A 17,559-nucleotide genomic window follows, 5' to 3' on the forward strand; every position below is an offset into this window, starting at 1 on the left:
GGTCCCCTGGGCAGTCCTCCTGGCGCCCGTCAGTCCGGGCGCTTCACCTTTGCGGCCTTCTTCTCCAGGAAGGCTCGGATGCGGGCCTTGGCCTCGCGGTCGCTCTGGGCGACAGCGGCGGCCAGGGCCTCGGTGATGTAGCCGGCCGCCGGGTCCGCCTCCGCGATGCGGGGCAGGGCGTGGACGACCGCGAAGTTGGTCATGAAGGCGTTGCGGGCGATTTGCTCGGCGAGCTCCAGCGCCTTCGGGAGCGCCGCGCCATCCTCCACGAGGTATTGTGACAAGCCGAGCGCATAGCCCTCTTCCGCCGAGTAGCTGCGCCCGGTCAGCATCATGTCGGCCATGCGAGCGACGCCGATCAGCCGCGGGATCCGCACCGATCCGCCGCCGCCGACGAAGATGCCGCGCTGGCCCTCGGGCAGCGCATAGAAGGCGCTTCGCTCGGCGATGCGGATGTGGCAGGCCGCCGCGAGTTCGAGGCCCCCGCCGATCACGGCGCCCTTGAGGGCGGCCACCACCGGAACCCGACCGAACTGGATCTTCTCGAAGGCGCGGTGCCAGAAGCGCGAATGCAGGACGCCCTCGGTCGCGTCCCGCTCGGTGAGCTCGGAGAGATCCAGGCCGGCGCAGAAATGCTCGCCGATCCCGTGGATGACGACGGCGCCCACGCCGTCGGGCAGGTCGCTCATCGCGTCGTCGAGGGCCGCGATGGTCGCGTCGTTGAGGGCGTTGCGCTTCTCCGGGCGGTTGATCCCGATCGAAAGGCAGGGGCCCGACTGCTCCAGTATGAGCAGCCCGGTTTCCTGTCGCTGGAGAGGTTCGGTCGGTCGCATCGTTCGCCCTGATGGTTTATTAGTTATATGTAATAACTAAATCGGCGTCAACGCGCGTCGTCGGACGATCGGGGCGTTCACGCGCTCGGGGCTCGCCGCGGACCTGCGCCAAAGGGGTAAGTCGGGCTGTTCTACCTGGAATACTGCTTCGGATTGGCTGTATGGGGCGGTGAACTGCTACCTAGGCAACGTACTCCGCGCGCTCAATCAATCTTACTAGAGGCTAAGGGTCGATCTGGTAGCGGCCAAAAGCAGGTTCTGAACGCCGGGGTTTTGTTGGTATGTTTATTGGTATCGAATTGCCATGATGAAATGAATGATCAATCCAGAAAACAATTTGTGCCAAATAATTGAGTCGGGGCAGAGGACTCGAAGGCCCGCAGCGCGTTCAGGGGCAACTGGGGACGGTCCATGCGATCGAGCCTCCGGGCCGGTGCCGGCTCAGCCCGCGAGGGCCGCGGCGACCGCCCTGCCGACGTCGGCGATGGCGGCGTTACGGGCCTCCGCGGGAGCCGGCGAGTCGGTCAGGTAGACGGTGACGATGACCGGAGCGCGGCCGGGCGGCCAGGCGACGGCGACGTCGTTGGCGGTGCCGCGCTCGCCGCTGCCGGTCTTGTCGCCGATGCGCCAGTCTCGCGGCAGGCCGGCCCGGAGCCGCGCGTCGCCCGTCTTGTTGGCCACGAGCCAGCCCGCGAGGCGCTCGCGCGAGACGGCCGACAGGACGTCGCCGAGGACCAGCTTGCGCATCGACGCCGTCATGGCGTTCGGTGTGGTGGTGTCGCGCGGATCGCCGGGCGCCACGTCGTTGAGGGCGGTCTCCCAGCGGTCGAGCCGGGTCGTGCCGTCGCCGATGGCGCGCAGGAAGGCGGTCAGGCCGGACGGGCCGTCGACGGCGCGGAGCAGGAGGTTGCCGGCGGTGTTGTCGCTGAGGGTGACGGCGGCTTCGGCGATCTCGGCGAGCGACAGGCCGGGCGCGCCGACATGGCGCTCGGTCCCGGGCGAGTAGGTGACGAGGTCGTCGGCGCCGTAGACGACGCGGCGGGCGAGGTCCTCGCGGCCCTCGTCGACGCGTTTCAGGACGGCCGCGGCGGCCAGCGCCTTGAAGGTGCTGCAGAGCGGGAAGCGCTCGTCGCCCCGGTACGCGGCGCCGGCGCCGGTGCCGGTGTCGACCACGGTAACGCCGAGGCGCGCCCGCGCGGCGGTCTCGATGCGGGCGAAGGCGGCGGGCAGGTCGGCGAGGCCGCGCGGACCGGCGGCCCGGGCGGGTCCGGACAGGCGGGGGGCGGCGGAAACGGTGAAGACGATCCCGAGGCAGGCCTGACGTCGTGTGATCATGGGCGTGTTCTCCTTTGGCGCCGGCAGGATTAAGCGCCGGGAGATCCCGTCACAAACGACCATTTCTCGCCGCTGATCCTAGAAAATCTGGGGCTCGTCCCCGGCTCGTCGATCAAGGCAGCGCGCGAACACGGGCCTCGCAAACGGGTGGTCTCCAGTTTGACACTGTTTGAAGCTTTAAATATGTTCTTGCAAAGATCCTGGGGAGGCGTGCGATGGCCGAGCGTTCCTTTGCCCGCGAAGTCGAGGACCTGAAGCTCGGCGAGGGCCAGATCTTCCGCGGCGAGGGCATCCTGGCGATCACCAAGGCGCTGCTCCAGTGCGGCGTCGGCTACGTGGCCGGCTACCAGGGCTCGCCGATCTCGCACCTGATGGACGTCCTCAACGACGCCCAGGACATCCTGTCCGACCTCGGCGTCCACTTCGAGTCGAGTGCCAGCGAGGCGACGGCGGCGGCGACGCTGGCGGCGTCGGTGATGTACCCGATCCGCGGCGCGGTCACCTGGAAGTCGACGGTCGGCACCAACGTGGCCTCCGATGCGCTCGCCAACCTCGCCTCCGGCGGGGTGACGGGCGGGGCTCTCATCATCGTCGGCGAGGACTACGGCGAGGGCTCCTCGATCATGCAGGAGCGCAGCCACGCCTTCGCGATGAAGTCGCAGATCTGGCTACTGGACCCGCGGCCCAACCTGCCGTCGATCGTCAAGGCGGTGGAGGACGGCTTCGAGCTCTCCGAGGCGACCAACACGCCCGTCATGCTCGAGGTGCGGATCCGCTGCTGCCATGTCCACGGCTCCTTCGTGGCGAAGGACAACCGCCGTCCGGCCTTCACCGTCAGGGACGCGGTCGAGAACCCGGTGCGCGACACGAACCGCATCGTGCTGCCGCCCGCCTCGTTCCTGCACGAGCAGGAGAAGGTCACCAAGCGCTGGCCGGCGGCGATCGAGTTCATCCGCTCGCGCAAGCTCAACGAGACCTTCGGGGACGGGCTCGCCGACGTCGGGATCGTGATGCAGGGCGGCATGTACAACGGCGTGATCCGTGCCCTGACCGCGCTCGGCCTGGCCGACGTGTGGGGCAACACGCGCGTGCCTCTCCACGTGCTGAACGTCACCTATCCGCTGGTCGACGACGAGCTCGCCGGCTTCTGCCGCGGCAAGCGGGCGGTGCTGATGGTGGAGGAGGGGGCGCCGGAGTATCTGGAACAGGCGCTGGCCAACATCTTGCGCAAGGCCGACGTGCCGACGCGCATCGAGGGCAAGGGCGTCTTCCCGGTCGCCGGCGAGCTGACCGCGACCGTGATGCTCGACAGCCTGACGGCCTTCTTCGAGAAGCACGCGGCCGACCTCCTCGGCAACCGCCCGCCGGTGCCCGATCCGCGGCCGATCCTCGCCGACCCGAAGGTCAAGGCGCTGGCGCAGGTGGTGCCGCCGCGGCCGGCCGGCTTCTGCACCGGATGTCCGGAACGACCGATCTTTGCCGCCATGAAGCTGGTCGAGAAGGAACTCGGGCCCCACCACATCGCCGCCGACATCGGCTGCCACCTCTTCTCCATCCTGCCGCCCTTCAACATCGGCGCGACCACCATGGGCTACGGCCTCGGCCCGGCCTCGGCCTCGGCCTTCAACGTGGCGGCGGACAGGCGCTCGATCGCCGTCATGGGCGACGGCGGCTTCTGGCACAACGGCCTCAACTCCGGCATCGGCAACGCCGTCTTCAACAAGTCGGACGGCGTCATCCTGGTGGTCGACAACCACTACTCGGCGGCGACCGGCGGGCAGGACATCATGTCGTCGCGCGCCCTCAACCGGATCCGGCAGACCAACAATTCCATCGTCAAGGCGGTGAAGGGGGTCGGCGCCACCTGGGTCCGGCAGATCGACCGCACCTACGACGTCGCCCGGCTTCGCGATACCCTGAAGGAGGCGCTGACCAGCAAGGCGAAGGGTCCGAAGGTCATCGTGGCCTCCTCCGAATGCATGCTGAACAAGCAGCGCCGCATCCGGCCGCTGACCGCGGCGGCGGTGAAGCGCGGCGAGCGGGTGGTGCGCGAGCGCTTCGGCGTGGACGAGGACGTCTGCACGGGCGACCATGCCTGCATCCGCCTGTCGGGCTGCCCGTCGCTGTCGGTGAAGCACACGGACGATCCGCTGAAGGACGATCCGGTGGCGGCCATCGACAATTCCTGCGTGGGCTGCGGCAATTGCGGCGAGGTCTCGGAGGCGGCGGTGCTTTGCCCGTCCTTCTACCGGGCCGACATCATCCAGAACCCCAACGGCTTCGACCGGCTGGCGGCGCGAATCCGCGGCGCCGTCATCGGCTTCCTGCAGCGCCGGCACGATCGCCGCCGCCTGGCCTTCCCGTCGTGAGCGCCCGGCCATGAACGCGAGCCCCCAACCGCTCGGCGCCGGACAGCCGCTCCTGTCCGACGACAAGCCGCTGGCGATCGCCATCCTGGCCATGGGCGGGCAGGGCGGCGGCGTGCTGGCCGACTGGATCGTCGCGCTCGCGGAGGGCAACGGCTGGGTGGCCCAGTCGACCTCGGTGCCGGGCGTCGCCCAGCGCACCGGCGCCACCATCTACTACATCGAGATGATCCGGGCCCGCGGCGAGGCGCGCCCGGTGCTCTCGCTGATGCCGACGCCCGGCGACGTCGACGTGGTGGTCGCCGCCGAGTGGATGGAGGGCGGCCGGGCGATCCTGCGCGGGCTCGTCACCCCGTCGAGGACGACCTTCGTCGCCTCCACGCACCGCTCCTTCGCGGTCGGCGAGAAGGAGAAGCCGGGCGACGGCATCGGCGACCCGGCGGTCGTCACCGAGGCGCTCGGCATCGCGGCGAAGCGGACGATCGCCTTCGACATGGCGGGCCTCGCGGAGCGGAACGGGTCCGTCATCTCGGCGACGCTCTTCGGCGCCCTGGCGGCCTCCGGCGCGCTGCCCTTCGCGCGCGAGGCCTTCGAGGCCGCGGTGCGGGCGGGCGGCGTCGGCGTGGAGGGGAGCCTGCGCGCCTTCGCGGCCGCCTTCGAGCGGGCCGCGCGGCAGCCCGTCCCCGAGACGCCCGCGCGGGTGCCGCCGAAGACGATCCCCGACCTGCCGGCGAGCGCCGGGCATCCGGAGCTCGACCGCCTTCTCGCCCGCATCCGCGGCGAGATCCCGGCGGCCGCGCAAGGCATGGCCTATGCCGGGGTGAAGCGCCTCGTCGAGTGGCAGGACGCGGCCTATGCGGGCGCGTATCTCGCCCGTCTGGCGGCGTTCCTCGGCCGCCTGCCGGCGGGCTCGGGCCATGCCGACGCGATCGCCGGCGAGGCCGCCAAGCAGATCGCGGTCGCGATGGCGTATGACGACGTCTACCGGGTCGCGGACCTGAAGATCCGGGCGAGCCGCTTCGACCGCATCCGCCGGGAGGTCGCCGCCGCGGACGACCAGATCGTCACCACGACCGAGTTCATGAATCCGCGCATGGAGGAGGTCTGCGGCGCGCTTCCGGCGCGGCTCGGCGCCTGGATCGAGGCCCGGCCGGGCCTCTTCCGCGCCCTCGACCGGGTGGTGAACCGGGGCCGGCGGGTGCGGACCGGCACGGTGCTCTGGTTCCTGCCGCTCTACGTCCTCGCCGGCCTGAAGCGCCACCGGCTCGGCGCGCTCCGCCACGGGCGCGAGATGGCCCACATGGAGGCGTGGCTGGCGACGGCCGAGCGGCATCTCGCGACCGACCCGGCGCTGGCGCTCGAGGTCCTGGCGTGCCGGCGGCTCGTCAAGGGCTACTCGGACACCCATGCCCGGGGGACGTCGAAGTTCGACCGGGTGCTGGCGGCCGTCCCGAAGCTCGCCGGCCGGCCGGACGCCGCCGACTGGGTCCGGCGGCTGAAGCAGGCGGCGCTGATGGACGAGGAGGGCAAGGCCCTCGACGGGGCGCTCGCGACGGTCGACAGCATCCTGGCCGACCCACACGCCTGAGGGACCCGCTCGACCTCCCGGTGACCGCCCTCGATTGCCCGGACGCCGATCATCCGGGAGAGCGGGCTGCCCCGCCCGAACGGGGGCCGCTGCCGAGCCGGAGGCCCGGCGCGCCGGTCAAGGCGATGCCGCCCGCCGGCGGCGACCGGTCCGACGGCCTCGTCAACGCGCGACCGGATCCCGACGCCAAGCTGGGCGGGGAGGGCGTCGCGATCGTGACGGGCGCGAGTTCCGGCATCGGCGCGGGGATCGCGCGGCGTATGCTGCCTATTCGGCCACCAAGGCCGGCATGATCGTCATGGCGCGCACCTGGGCGCTGGAACTCGGCCCTGCCGGCATCACCGTCAACGTGGTCGCCCCCGGGCCGATCCAGGACACCGCCATGTTCCAGGACGTGATCGAGCCGGGCAGCGAGCGCGAACGCAAGCTCGCCGAAGCCATCCCGGTCAAACGCCTCGGCCGCTCCGACGACGTCGCCCACGCGGTGATGTTCTTCGCCGGGCGTGAGGCAGGGTTCGTGACGGGGCAGGTGCTGTACGTGTGCGGCGGGGCGAGCGTGGGGGCTGTGGTGATTTGACGGGGGGCGGGGAAGGGGTGCAGGGGCCGCGCGGCTTGCCGGCGGCCTCGCCCCGCCCTCGCGAGCCGGTCTCGTCCTGGGCCGTCCCATGGGTGTCGTCCCGGGCGTCGCGCCGGGAACCGTTGGCGGTGCCGGCTGCGCGGCAGTTCATCGGTCCAGGGGTGTGCCCGCTCGCCGATGCATTCGGAGGGCGGAGAAAGTAGCCGAACCGGCCAGGACCGGTCGGGCATCCGGCCCATCGAGTGGGGCCGTGCGGTCCGGTCCCGGCCTTCCCACGGGTGTCATTCCGGTGGCGCCGATTGCGGCGTTCGGACCGAGTGGCTGGCTCTCAGCGCTGCCTGGTGGAAGCGGCGGCTGTGGCGAGAGTGGTGTTCGCGACGAGCCCGTCCATGTACTTGCGCGCTTCGGCTTCGTTCCGGAAGTCGCGGCAGTCCGGCTGGCGGCGACGGCCGCCGATGGTGCGTTCGACGCGATGCCGTCCGCCGCCCAGGTACACGATCCGCTCTTCCCTGCCGTTGGCACAGGTGCAGATCCATGTCCGATCGGCTTGGCGGACCCAACGACGCTCCGGACTCAGCCTCTCGAGTTCCTGCCGGAACGTCCTTGCGTCGGGATACCGCTCGTCGGGGTTAGGGTGTAGCGCCCTCTTAAGAACGCGCTTAAGGCGGCTAGGTAAGTACGCCTCGTACCCGATCGCGTGGGGTAGCGTCCCGTTCGCAATGTGCTGGCGACTGCCCGGACCCGACAGGAACCGCCCTATATCCGGGATGTTGTTCGCCGCCCGCAGAAGCGTCATCCCGGCCCCGAAGACGTCCGACCTTGAGCTGAAGGCCTGGTTATTGAAGGCCTCTGGTGAAGCGTGCGCTTGATAGAACAGGTTGGTGACACTGACCCCGGTACTGGGCTGGATGATGGTCCCGAAATCCGAGAGCTTGGCGTTAGCCCCCGCCAACATGATGTTCGCGGGCTTCACGTCGCGGTGGATGATGTCCCGATTGTGCGCATGCTCGAGCGCGAACAGGATCTGCTTGACGCACGTGATCGAGTCGACGACGGGAACGAACTCCCGGGACAGTCGGTCACCGAGTGAACCGCCGTCGATGTACTCCATCTCGATCAGGACTGCCCCGTTGAGGATGTCCGCTGTGTAGATCTTCACCACGTGATCGTGGTTGCAGAGATGCTGGGCCTGCGCCTCGATGTGCGCCCGATGGCTGACCGGGTCCGTGATCTGAACGATCTTCAGTGCGGCCTCGTGCCCGAGGCTTCGGTTCCGGACGTGGTACACCTCCCCAAAGTAGCCGCTGCCGAGAATCCGGATCACCTCATACTTGTTCAGGAGCACCGTACCTGGCTGAAGGCCAAGCGGCATGATGGCCGGCATCAGAGGGCCATCCACGCCGCCAAAGCAGCCGACCGAGTTTCCTTTTTCGCAGAGCCCGGGAAGCCAGCGATCTTCGCGTCGCAGGCCGCATGCTTGTCGCCCGGGAAGTCCAGGGCGCGCTTCGTGAAGGATTGGAGCATGTATTCGTCGATCGGTAGCTCCGCCTCGTAGGCGATCAGGTTCAGTATACCGAACGGAAAGGCAAGGTAGGCGAACTGTTCAGCCTTCTTCGGATCGAGCGACAGGCGGTAAGCGAGCCTTGTCGGCCGGACGTGGTCTATCACCTCGCGGAACGTCTGCTTAAAAAAGTTCGCCAACGCAGTCCGGGGCTGCGCCGGGACGAAGCGGTGCATGCCGTGATCGACGTAAACCGGTGATGCACGGGAGCCGTCCAGCACGCAGTAGTGAAGCTCACCCTTTTGGATGCTGAACCCGAGGCACGGCATTAGTAACTGACCTCAACTTGGTTGCTCGCCCGGCGGCTTCCCACCGGGCGAGCTCTTTGTCAATGTGAAGGCAGAGCCAAAACTGCCGTCATCTTTGCGGCGTAATCATCAGCCGACTCACATCACGAACACCCGCTCGTCGACCCGCAGGTGTCGCACTTCAGGCACGTCCCGTTCCGCACCATCGTGAAGTTCCCGCATTCCTGGCAGGCTTCGCCTTCATAGCCCTTCATGCGGGCTTCGGCGATCTTGGCGCCGAGGACTGCCTGGGGACGGTCTTCGGTTTGGCCGAGGGCGGCGGGTCTGGCTTCGGCGACGGAGCCGGCCTTGAGGGCGGTGGCGCCGAAGACGCCCGCGAAGGCGGTGACCACGGCCTGGGAGGAGGCGGTGGGGGCGACGTTGGAGCCGGAGCCGCGGGCGGCGCCGTCGACGACCTTCAGGCGCTCCTGCACCTTGCCGCGGACGAGGCCGCGGGAGACCACCGCCTCGGGGCCGGGCTGGGGCTTGGAGACGCCCTCGCCGACGCCGGAGCCCATGGCGGTCGAGCCGATGTCCTCGGGGCGGACATGGGCGAGGTCGTGCCGCGACAGGTAGGAGACGGCGAGCTCGCGGAAGACGTAGTCGAGGATCGACGTCGCGTTCTTGATCGCCTCGTTGCCCTGGACCATGCCGGCGGGCTCGAAGCGGGTGAACGTGAAGGCGTCGACATATTCCTCGAGCGGCACGCCGTATTGCAGGCCGAGCGAGACCGCGATGGCGAAGTTGTTCATCAGCGACCGGAAGGCGGCGCCTTCCTTGTGCATGTCGATGAAGATCTCGCCGAGGCGGCCGTCGTCGTATTCGCCGGTGCGCAGGTAGACCTTGTGGCCGCCGACGATCGCCTTCTGGGTGTAGCCCTTGCGGCGGTTCGGCAGCTTCTCGCGCTCGCGGATCGCCCGCTCGATGATGCGCTCGACGATCCGCTCGGCCGCGATGGCGGCCCGGGTCGTCGCCGGCTGGGCGACGATCTGCTCGACCACGTCCTCGGCCTCGTCCTCGTCGTCGGCGAGGAGCTGGCTGTTGAGCGGCTGGGAGAGCTTGGAGCCGTCGCGGTAGAGGGCGTTGGCCTTGAGGGCCAGGCGCCAGGACAGCATGTAGGCGTTCTTGGCGTCCTCGACGGTGGCGTCGTTCGGCATGTTGATGGTCTTGGAGATCGCCCCGGTGATGAAGGGCTGCGCCGCCGCCATCATGCGGATGTGGCTCTCCACCGAGAGGAAGCGCTTGCCCGTGCGGCCGCAGGGGTTGGCGCAGTCGAAGACGGGCAGGTGCTCGGCCTTCAGGTGCGGGGCGCCCTCCACCGTCATGGCGCCGCAGACGTGGATGTTGGCCGCCTCGATGTCCGCCTTGGAATAGCCGAGCGCGGTCAGCATGTCGAAGGACGGGCTCGCGAGGTCCTCGGCCGAGAAGCCGAGCACGCGGGTGCAGAAGTCCTCGCCGAGGGTCCACTTGTTGAAGGCGAACTTGATGTCGAAGGCGGACTTCAGGCCGCCCTGGATCTTCTCGATCGCCTCGTCGGTGAAGCCGCGCGCCTTGAGCGAGGCCGGGTTGACGCCCGGAGCCTGCGCCAGCGAGCCGTGGCCGACCGCGTAGGCCTCGATCTCGGCGATCTCGCTCTCGCGGTAGCCGAGGGTCCTGAGCGCCTGCGGGACGGACTGGTTGATGATCTTGAAGTAGCCGCCGCCGGCCAGCTTCTTGAACTTCACGAGCGCGAAGTCGGGCTCGATGCCGGTCGTGTCGCAGTCCATGACGAGGCCGATCGTGCCGGTCGGCGCGATCACGGTGACCTGGGCGTTGCGGTAGCCGAACTTCGTGCCGAGCGCGAGCGCGTCGTCCCAGGCCTTGACGGCGGCGTCGACGAGGGCCCGGTCCGGGCAGGCGCCGTGGTCGAGGGGCACGGGGAGGGTGGAGAGCTTCTCGTAGCCCTCATGGCTGCCCTTGGCGGCGCGGGCGTGGTTGCGGATGACGCGCAGCATGTCGGCGGCGTTGTCGGCATAGGCCGGGAAGGGGCCGAGCTCCTTGGCCATCTCGGCGGAGGTGGCGTAGGCGACGCCGGTCATGACGGCCGACAGGGCGCCGCAGATGGCGCGGCCCTCGGGGCTGTCGTAGGCGATGCCGGACGACATCAGCAGGCCGCCGATGTTGGCGTAGCCGAGGCCGAGGGTGCGGAAGCGGTAGGAGAGCTCCGCGATCGACTTCGACGGGAACTGCGCCATCAGGACCGAGATCTCGAGGACGACGGTCCACAGCCGGCAGGTGTGGACGTAGGCCTCGACGTCGAAGCTGCCGTCGGCCTTGCGGTAGGGGAGCAGGTTGACCGAGGCCAGGTTGCAGGCCGTGTCGTCCAGGAACATGTACTCGGAGCACGGGTTCGAGGCGACGATCGGGCCGGAGGCCGGGCAGGTGTGCCAGTCGTTGATGGTGGTGTGGAACTGGATGCCCGGGTCGGCGGAGGCCCAGGCGGCGTAGCCGACGCTCTCCCACAGCTCGCGGGCGCGGAGCGTCTTCTTCACCTTGCCGGTCTGGCGCCAGGTCAGGTCCCACTTGCCGTCCTGCTCGACGGCGCGCAGGAACTCGTCGGTGACGCGCACCGAGTTGTTGGAATTCTGGCCGGAGACGGTCAGGTAGGCCTCGGAATCCCAGTCGGTGTCGTAGACCGGGAACTCGATGTCCTTGTAGCCCTGGCGGGCGAACTGGATCACCCGCTTGATGTAGTTCTCCGGAACCATCGACTTCTTGGCGGCGCGGATCTCGCGCTTCAGGGCCGTGTTCTTGGCGGGGTCGAAGCAGTCCTCGCCCGAGCCCTCGCAGTTCACGCAGGCCTTCATGATGGCGGAGAGGTGCCGGGAGACGACCTTGGAGCCCGTCACCAGGGCGGCGACCTTCTGCTCCTCGCGCACCTTCCAGTTGATGTAGTCCTCGATGTCCGGATGGTCGATGTCGACGACCACCATCTTGGCGGCGCGGCGGGTCGTGCCGCCCGACTTGATGGCGCCCGCGGCGCGGTCGCCGATCTTCAGGAAGCTCATCAGGCCGGAGGAGCGGCCGCCGCCGGAGAGACGCTCGCCCTCGCCGCGGAGCTTCGAGAAGTTAGAGCCGGTGCCCGAGCCGTACTTGAAGAGCCGCGCCTCGCGGACCCACAGGTCCATGATGCCGTTCTCGTTGACGAGGTCGTCGTCGACGGACTGGATGAAGCAGGCATGCGGCTGGGGATGCTCATAGGCGCTCTCGGAGCGGGTCAGCTTGCCGGTCCGGTAGTCGACGTAGAAGTGGCCCTGGCTCGGGCCGTCGATGCCGTAGGCCCAGTGCAGGCCGGTGTTGAACCACTGCGGGCTGTTGGGGGCGACGAGCTGCTTGGCCAGCATGTAGCAGAGCTCGTCGAAGAAGGCGCGGGCGTCGGACTCGTTGTCGAAGTAGCCGCCCTTCCAGCCCCAGTAAGTCCAGGTGCCGGCGAGCCGGTCGAAGACCTGGCGGGCGTCGGTCTCGGAGCCCGTCCGCTCGGACGCGGAGAGACCGGCGAGGGCCGCCTCGTCGGGCACCGAGCGCCACAGCCAGGAGGGGACGGTCTCCTCCTCGACGCGCTTCAGCACCTTCGGCACGCCGGCCTTGCGGAAATACTTCTGGGCCAGGATGTCGGCCGCGACCTGGCTCCACTGCGCCGGCACCTCGATGCCGTCGAGCTTGAAGACGATCGAGCCGTCCGGGTTGCGGATCTCGCTCGTGGTAGTCCGGAATTCGATCGCTGCGTACGGCGACTGGCCCGCCGTCGTGAAGCGCCGCTCGATGCGCATGTGGTTCGACCCCCAAGCCACGGACCAGGCGATCTCCGCCCCGATCCTATCATTGAAACCGGGTGACCGCCCGGCTCAGACCCAAACTCTGCAACGCCCCCTGCCGGCCGCTTCTTCCGCTGCGGTCCGGCGACAGCCTCGGCCGGGTTGGCCCCCGAATCCCCAGCTGCCGGTATATGTAGTGCCGAAGGCTCGACCTCGCCACTAAATATAGTGTTAACGCACCCCGTTCTTCACAGTTCCTTCATGATCCCGGCCGGGGCGCGAAAAGTCGCCCGGCGGGCACCCCTTCCAGGGGCCCGACGCTCGGCCATGACAGGACTGTGCGGGAACGCGGCCGCCTTCGGCGGCACGGGAGCCGGGGCAGGCCCGACGACACGAAGGCTAGTCCGAGTCTGGAAAACCGGTCAAGGATTGGGGGGCCGCGGGGCCGTGCCTCCATAGATGTTGGGGATAACGGGTAGAACTCCGGGACTTCGCGGAATCCCACGGCTTACCGCGGTGCGGTGCGGCCCCGGCCGTCCGCGCGGCCCCACGCGGGCCCTCCAAACGATAAAGATCGCTGCAAATCAGCAACACCCGCCGAACCCGCCCTTAAGCGCCGGCGTGGCATTCTACCGACATGCGCCAGCGGGCGCGGGCAGGCACGGGAAACGCCCAGGGCGGGCCCGGGCCGCGGGGGAGCGAGCGTCGCATGCGGCATCACAGGGCCTATGGGGTCCCGCTCGAATCGCTCGACGTGGCGGTGGTCGACGACCACCGGCCGATGCAGTCCATCCTCCGCTCCATCCTGCTCGGGGCGCATGTGGCCCGGGTGCGCGCCTTCGATTCGGCGCGCGAGGCGCTCATCGCCATGGCGGTCGACCCGCCCGACCTGGTGATCGCGGATTGGCGCATGGCGCCGACCAGCGGGCTCACCCTCGTCAAGGCGATGCGGCGGCCCTCCTCCGGGGCCCTCGCGACGGTGCCGGTCGTGATGATCACGGCGTCGCCGACCCGGGCCCTGATCGAACGGGCGGTGCGGCTCGGCATCCACAGCGTCCTCGTCAAGCCGCTGTCGCCCGCCACCCTGATGACGCGGATCGCCGCGATCCTGGCGGACGGGCGCCGCTTCGAGGTCGACGCGGACAGCGGCTTCTATCGGCTCGAGGACGCCGGCTCGGTGCTGCGGGCGCAGCACGGGCGCTGGGCGGAGATCCGGGGTCTCCGGCAGGACCCGTCGGACCTCGTGCTCGACCGGCCGGACGGGTCGCCCGAACGCGGTTCCGACATGCCCTTCCTGCCGAACCCGGTGCCGATCCGCATCCCGACCGAGGTCTACGGCGCGGAGCCCGAACCGGCGCCGGCGGGGCGGTCGGGCTTCGCCGCCGTGAAGCGCGGAATCCGCCCTCCGTCGACTGGACAGGGCGGCTCCGAGAGGCCATAACGGCGCCGTCAAGAAGGGTGCGCCGCGATGGAATGGCTCCTGAAGATCCTCACCTGGTGGCAGGGCAGCACGATCGGCACCGACGTGCACACGCGCCGCCACGGCGAACTGGTCGGGCACGACGAGTCCGGCAACGCCTACTACCGCACCCGGGGCGGCGTCATCGACCCGACCCTCGGCTTCGAGCGGCGCTGGGTGATCTACAACGGTCCCGCGGAGGCGTCGCGCATCCCGCCGGGCTGGTACAGCTGGATGCACCACCGCACGGACGTGCCGCCGACCCGCGACGGCTACCGGCCGCGGGCCTGGGAAGAGCCGCACCGGCCGAACCAAACCGGCACCGCAAACGCCTACCGGCCGAAGGGATCGATCCTGAGCGAGGGCCGTCGGCCGCGCGCCACCGGCGACTACCAGGCCTGGCAGCCCGATTGAGGGGAGGGGGCGCCCCGCGTCCCCGCAGCGCCGCCCGCGTCCGCGAAAAGTTTCACGCCGCCCACGGGGCGGCGTTTCGCGTTCCAGGACGCCCTGCGACCGACCTCGAGCGGCCGACCGCCTCCGGGCGCGCGGTCACTGGATGGTGAAGGTCACGGCTCGCGGGGCGTCCGGGCCCATCAGGGTGAGCGGGCGGATGCGCTTCAGGCCGGCGGGGCGGCGGTCGGTGACGAGACGCAGGCAATGCATGCGGCCCTCGCGGTCGACCACCGTGATCCAGGCGTCGCCGCCTTCGAGGTTGCGGGCGTGAGGGCGGGGCGCGTCTGGGTTCATCGCAGGCTCCGGCCATCGGACAGGACCGTGCCGCGCAGGGCGGCGCGCAGGTCGGTCGCCTCGTCGGCGCAGCGGATCAGCGGGAAGAGGCCCGCCCAGCGCTCGCCCGGGACGGCAGCATCGCGCTCGTCCGTGACGGCCGCGAGACGGACGAAGCCGGTCGGCTCGACCGCGAGGTGGAGCACGGCGCGGCGGCGGCCCTGAGGGCCGTTGTCCAGGATCGAGAGGCGGAGCTGGCCGGGGGCGTCGGAGCGCCAGTCCTGGATGGCGAGCAGGGCGGTGCGCCAGGCGCCGCGTTCCATGTCGATGGCCGAGGGGCGAACCGACAGGCGCCACGCGCCGGCGTCGCATCCGACGTCGCCGGTCGGCATGCCGCGGGCGCCGGATGCCCAGACCCAGCGGCCGGCGAGCGGGAAGGGTTCGGCGTCGCGGCCGCGGCGGCCCGTGGGGTCGGCGGGCACGGCGGCGCCTTCCGAGCAGGCCGCGAGGATCAGGCCGAGAAGGGGCAGGGCGGCGAGGATTTTCATGACCGTCGGCGGGGCCGCGACTCGGACGGCCAGCCCCCCTGGCGGACCGCGGTCGCGACCGGGCCAGGACAGCGCGGCGCGCATGAAGGGCGGCTCAACGGTCATGGTGAATTCGGCGTCAGGGTTAACGACCGCCTGCCGGAACGGGAGAGCTCAGGGCGACTGCCGCCCGAATCTCGCCTTTTCGGCCCTCTAGACCGCGTGCTAAATGCGCGCGCCCGGCGAGCGCGCGGGAATCGGACGGACGGCGGCATGATGATGGGCAGGTTTGCGAAGCTGGCGGCGGCGGCCATCCTTCTCGCCGCGGCGGCCGGGCCGGCGGGCGCGCAATCGAAGAAGGCCCCGGTGCCGCCGCCGCCCTCGCCCGAGGACGGCACGAAGATCTCGCAGCCCTTCGCGACCTTCTCGGGGCTCGACAAGATCACCGGGCGGATCATCGCCTTCGACGTGGCGATCGGCGAGACGGTGCAATTCGGGGCCCTGCAGGTCACGCCGAGGGTCTGCTACGCCCGGCCCTCCACCATCGCGCCGCTCACGACCTCCTTCGTCGAGGTCGACGAGATCACCCTCGACAACAAGATCCGGCGGATCTTCACGGGCTGGATGTTCGCCGACAGCCCCGGCCTGCACGCGGTCGAGCACCCGGTCTACGACATCTGGCTGACCGAGTGCCGCGCGCAGTCGGGCGAGGCGACCGCGGCGAAGCAGTAGCGCTGGCCGTTTGGCGGGCAGTTGTCTATCCGGCAGTCATTTTGGATACAATGAGGGCGTCGCCTGGTCCCGGGCCGCGGCGGCATCGCATTGTCGGCGGGCGTCAGGCTGCGGCCTGATCTCCTGAAATAATCCAATTCGTTCAGTCCGGAAGCGTCCCGTCTGCCCGCGTGCCGCGCCGGATGGGGTGGCTTGGCATGGAGCTTGCGATCGAAGGGTCGGATCGTTCGCCGCCGCAAGGCCGGCCGATCGCATTCTTCGGGGTGCCGAGCGGATTTGTTGTACACAATCGCTCGGGCCCGGAGGGGCGTCGGCCGGCATTCGCCTGGAGCCCGCCATGACCGACCTCGCCTTCCTGACCATCGCCGAGGCTTCCGCGCTCATCCAAGCGCGCAAGCTGTCGCCCGTCGACCTGACCAAGGTCTTCATCGAGCGCGTCAAGCGCCTCGACGGCAAGCTCAACGCCTTCATCCTGTTGATGGAGGAGAGCGCCCTGGCCGAGGCCGCCAAGGCGGAGGCCGAGATCGCGGCGGGCGGCTGGAAAGGGCCTCTGCACGGCATTCCGATCGGCCTCAAGGACATCTACAACACGGCCGGCGTCGCCACGACGGGGCACTCGGCGCTCTTCAAGGACCATGTGCCGTCCGAGGACGCCGTCACGGTCGCCAAGCTCAGGGCGGCGGGCGCCGTCATCCTGGGCAAGCTCGCCACCCACGAGTTCGCCACGGGCGGCCCCTGCTTCGACCTGCCGTGGCCACCGGCGCGCAACCCGTGGAACCTCGACCACATCCCGGGCGGCTCCTCGTCCGGCTCGGGCGCGGCGATCGCGGCCGGCCTGTGCACAGGGTCCATGGGCACCGACACGGGCGGCTCGATCCGCTGGCCGGCGGCGATGTGCGGCATCGCCGGGCACAAGCCGACCTACGGGCTCGTCAGCCGGCGGGGCATCCTGCCGCTCTCCTTCAGCCTCGATCACGGCGGCCCGATGTGCTGGACCGCCGAGGATTGCGCGCTGATGATGCAGGCCCTGGCCGGCCACGACCCGCTCGACCCGGCGAGCGCGAAGGTGCCCTTGCCGGATTTCGCCGGGGCGCTCGGCGGCGGCCTGAAGGGCCTGAAGATCGGCGCCATCCGGCATTTCTTCGAGACCGACCTCGAGACCGACCCGGAGATGGTCGCCGCCTTCGACGCCTCGCTCGACGTCCTGAAGGGGCTCGGGGCGACGGTCGAGACCGTGACGGTCTCGCCGCTCCAGCACTATGCCGACACCTGCAATCTCATCTCGCGCGCCGAGGCCTTCGCGATCCACGAGCGCTGGATCACCAAGACACCGGAGCTCTACGGCGAGATCACGCGACGGCGGATCATGGCTGGGGCGTTCCTGGACGCCGACGTCTACGTCAACGCCATGCGGCATCGCGGGCGGCTCGTCGCCGAGATGGCCGCGGTGCTCGGCAAGGTCGACCTGGTGGTCACGCCCGGCTGGCATCGGCCGGCGCCGACCTTCGAGGACGCGGTGATCCGCGGGCCGATCTTCACGGCCGTCTTCAACGTCACGGGCAGTCCGGCCCTGTCGGTCTGCAACGGCTTCTCCAAGGCCGGGCTGCCGCTGTCGCTGCAGATCGCCGGCCGGCCCTTCGAGGACGCCCTCGTCCTCAAGGCCGGCGACGCCTACGAGAAGGCCACCGACTTCCGCTCCCTCCGTCCCGCCTTCGCGACCGCCGCGCCCGCGGCGATCGCGGCCGAGTGACCGCCGCGCCGCCGAGGACCCGAC

Annotated in this window: 15 protein-coding genes; 8 read left to right on the top strand and 7 right to left on the bottom strand. The window is 69.8% G+C overall.

Annotation, left to right across the window (positions count from 1 at the left end):
- Nucleotides 1-29 precede the first annotated feature (29 nt).
- Both WBG79_RS23925 and bla read right to left on the bottom strand, forming a co-directional pair.
- A complete protein-coding gene (locus WBG79_RS23925; RefSeq protein WP_337359756.1) occupies nt 30-833 on the bottom strand; it encodes a crotonase/enoyl-CoA hydratase family protein in 804 nt (267 codons plus the stop codon).
- A 441-nt stretch (nt 834-1,274) separates the two neighbouring features.
- The gene (bla, locus tag WBG79_RS23930) at nt 1,275-2,168 is read right to left on the bottom strand and encodes a class A beta-lactamase (RefSeq protein WP_337359757.1); all 894 of its coding nucleotides are present in this window, start codon (nt 2,166-2,168) and stop codon (nt 1,275-1,277) included.
- 215 nt (nt 2,169-2,383) lie between these two features.
- Here bla and WBG79_RS23935 point away from each other — a divergent pair, with 215 nt between their 5' ends.
- The 4 genes from WBG79_RS23935 to WBG79_RS23950 are packed head-to-tail and all read left to right on the top strand — an operon-like array spanning nt 2,384 to nt 6,699.
- On the top strand, nt 2,384-4,537 hold the full coding sequence (locus WBG79_RS23935) for an indolepyruvate ferredoxin oxidoreductase subunit alpha (RefSeq protein WP_337359758.1): 2,154 nt from the start codon (nt 2,384-2,386) through the stop codon (nt 4,535-4,537).
- Between the two features lie 10 nt (nt 4,538-4,547).
- Nucleotides 4,548-6,122: an indolepyruvate oxidoreductase subunit beta family protein gene (locus WBG79_RS23940; RefSeq protein WP_337359759.1), complete on the top strand. Its 1,575-nt coding sequence runs from the start codon at nt 4,548-4,550 to the stop codon at nt 6,120-6,122.
- 20 nt (nt 6,123-6,142) lie between these two features.
- Nucleotides 6,143-6,415: a hypothetical protein gene (locus WBG79_RS23945; protein ID WP_337359760.1), complete on the top strand. Its 273-nt coding sequence runs from the start codon at nt 6,143-6,145 to the stop codon at nt 6,413-6,415.
- Nucleotides 6,412-6,699, top strand: coding sequence for an SDR family oxidoreductase (locus WBG79_RS23950; protein ID WP_337359761.1), 288 nt, complete (start codon nt 6,412-6,414; stop codon nt 6,697-6,699). Before WBG79_RS23945 ends, WBG79_RS23950 begins: the two co-directional genes overlap by 4 nt.
- A 328-nt stretch (nt 6,700-7,027) precedes the next feature.
- Here WBG79_RS23950 and WBG79_RS23955 read toward each other — a convergent pair whose 3' ends face one another.
- The 3 genes from WBG79_RS23955 to WBG79_RS23965 all read right to left on the bottom strand — a co-directional run bounded on the left by WBG79_RS23955 (nt 7,028) and on the right by WBG79_RS23965 (nt 12,356).
- A complete protein-coding gene (locus tag WBG79_RS23955; RefSeq protein ID WP_337359762.1) occupies nt 7,028-8,083 on the bottom strand; it encodes a serine/threonine-protein kinase in 1,056 nt (351 codons plus the stop codon).
- Nucleotides 8,083-8,436 carry a hypothetical protein gene (locus WBG79_RS23960; protein WP_337359763.1) on the bottom strand — a complete coding sequence of 118 codons (354 nt, stop codon included), beginning with the start codon at nt 8,434-8,436 and terminating at the stop codon, nt 8,083-8,085. Before WBG79_RS23960 ends, WBG79_RS23955 begins: the two co-directional genes overlap by 1 nt.
- A gap of 215 nt (nt 8,437-8,651) precedes the next feature.
- Nucleotides 8,652-12,356: a vitamin B12-dependent ribonucleotide reductase gene (locus tag WBG79_RS23965; RefSeq protein WP_337359859.1), complete on the bottom strand. Its 3,705-nt coding sequence runs from the start codon at nt 12,354-12,356 to the stop codon at nt 8,652-8,654.
- Between the two features lie 694 nt (nt 12,357-13,050).
- Between WBG79_RS23965 and WBG79_RS23970 the strand changes: the two genes are divergently transcribed.
- Complete coding sequence (locus WBG79_RS23970; RefSeq protein ID WP_337359764.1) at nt 13,051-13,782, top strand: response regulator; 732 nt, start codon at nt 13,051-13,053, stop codon at nt 13,780-13,782.
- Between the two features lie 27 nt (nt 13,783-13,809).
- Complete coding sequence (locus tag WBG79_RS23975; protein WP_337359765.1) at nt 13,810-14,214, top strand: NADH:ubiquinone oxidoreductase subunit NDUFA12; 405 nt, start codon at nt 13,810-13,812, stop codon at nt 14,212-14,214.
- A 135-nt stretch (nt 14,215-14,349) separates the two neighbouring features.
- On the opposite strand, the gene WBG79_RS23980 is transcribed toward WBG79_RS23975, so the two are convergent.
- Entirely contained in the window at nt 14,350-14,547 is a 198-nt protein-coding gene (locus tag WBG79_RS23980; RefSeq protein ID WP_337359766.1) for a hypothetical protein, read from the bottom strand.
- Nucleotides 14,544-15,179, bottom strand: coding sequence for a hypothetical protein (locus WBG79_RS23985; RefSeq protein WP_337359767.1), 636 nt, complete (start codon nt 15,177-15,179; stop codon nt 14,544-14,546). Before WBG79_RS23985 ends, WBG79_RS23980 begins: the two co-directional genes overlap by 4 nt.
- A 147-nt stretch (nt 15,180-15,326) precedes the next feature.
- Between WBG79_RS23985 and WBG79_RS23990 the strand changes: the two genes are divergently transcribed.
- Nucleotides 15,327-15,785 carry a DUF2155 domain-containing protein gene (locus WBG79_RS23990; RefSeq protein WP_337359768.1) on the top strand — a complete coding sequence of 153 codons (459 nt, stop codon included), beginning with the start codon at nt 15,327-15,329 and terminating at the stop codon, nt 15,783-15,785.
- Nucleotides 15,786-16,122: 337 nt separating this feature from the next.
- Nucleotides 16,123-17,535: an amidase gene (locus WBG79_RS23995; RefSeq protein ID WP_337359769.1), complete on the top strand. Its 1,413-nt coding sequence runs from the start codon at nt 16,123-16,125 to the stop codon at nt 17,533-17,535.
- Nucleotides 17,536-17,559: the final 24 nt, after the last annotated feature.

This window comes from Prosthecomicrobium sp. N25 (genome assembly GCF_037203705.1).
Classification (GTDB): domain Bacteria; phylum Pseudomonadota; class Alphaproteobacteria; order Rhizobiales; family Ancalomicrobiaceae; genus Prosthecodimorpha.

Bases quoted from the DNA above. Each gene is read 5' to 3' on its own strand.
- WBG79_RS23940 (WP_337359759.1), top strand. From the start codon at position 4,548: ATGAACGCGAGCCCCCAACCGCTCGGCGCCGGACAGCCGCTCCTGTCC.
- WBG79_RS23975 (WP_337359765.1), top strand. From the start codon at position 13,810: ATGGAATGGCTCCTGAAGATCCTCACCTGGTGGCAGGGCAGCACGATC.
- WBG79_RS23995 (WP_337359769.1), top strand. From the start codon at position 16,123: ATGACCGACCTCGCCTTCCTGACCATCGCCGAGGCTTCCGCGCTCATC.
- WBG79_RS23960 (WP_337359763.1), bottom strand. From the start codon at position 8,436: ATGCACCGCTTCGTCCCGGCGCAGCCCCGGACTGCGTTGGCGAACTTT.
- WBG79_RS23985 (WP_337359767.1), bottom strand. From the start codon at position 15,179: ATGACCGTTGAGCCGCCCTTCATGCGCGCCGCGCTGTCCTGGCCCGGT.
- WBG79_RS23925 (WP_337359756.1), bottom strand. From the start codon at position 833: ATGCGACCGACCGAACCTCTCCAGCGACAGGAAACCGGGCTGCTCATA.
- WBG79_RS23965 (WP_337359859.1), bottom strand. From the start codon at position 12,356: ATGCGCATCGAGCGGCGCTTCACGACGGCGGGCCAGTCGCCGTACGCA.
- WBG79_RS23990 (WP_337359768.1), top strand. From the start codon at position 15,327: ATGATGATGGGCAGGTTTGCGAAGCTGGCGGCGGCGGCCATCCTTCTC.
- WBG79_RS23950 (WP_337359761.1), top strand. From the start codon at position 6,412: ATGATCGTCATGGCGCGCACCTGGGCGCTGGAACTCGGCCCTGCCGGC.
- WBG79_RS23955 (WP_337359762.1), bottom strand. From the start codon at position 8,083: ATGCCGGCCATCATGCCGCTTGGCCTTCAGCCAGGTACGGTGCTCCTG.
- WBG79_RS23935 (WP_337359758.1), top strand. From the start codon at position 2,384: ATGGCCGAGCGTTCCTTTGCCCGCGAAGTCGAGGACCTGAAGCTCGGC.
- WBG79_RS23980 (WP_337359766.1), bottom strand. From the start codon at position 14,547: ATGAACCCAGACGCGCCCCGCCCTCACGCCCGCAACCTCGAAGGCGGC.
- bla (WP_337359757.1), bottom strand. From the start codon at position 2,168: ATGATCACACGACGTCAGGCCTGCCTCGGGATCGTCTTCACCGTTTCC.
- WBG79_RS23970 (WP_337359764.1), top strand. From the start codon at position 13,051: ATGCGGCATCACAGGGCCTATGGGGTCCCGCTCGAATCGCTCGACGTG.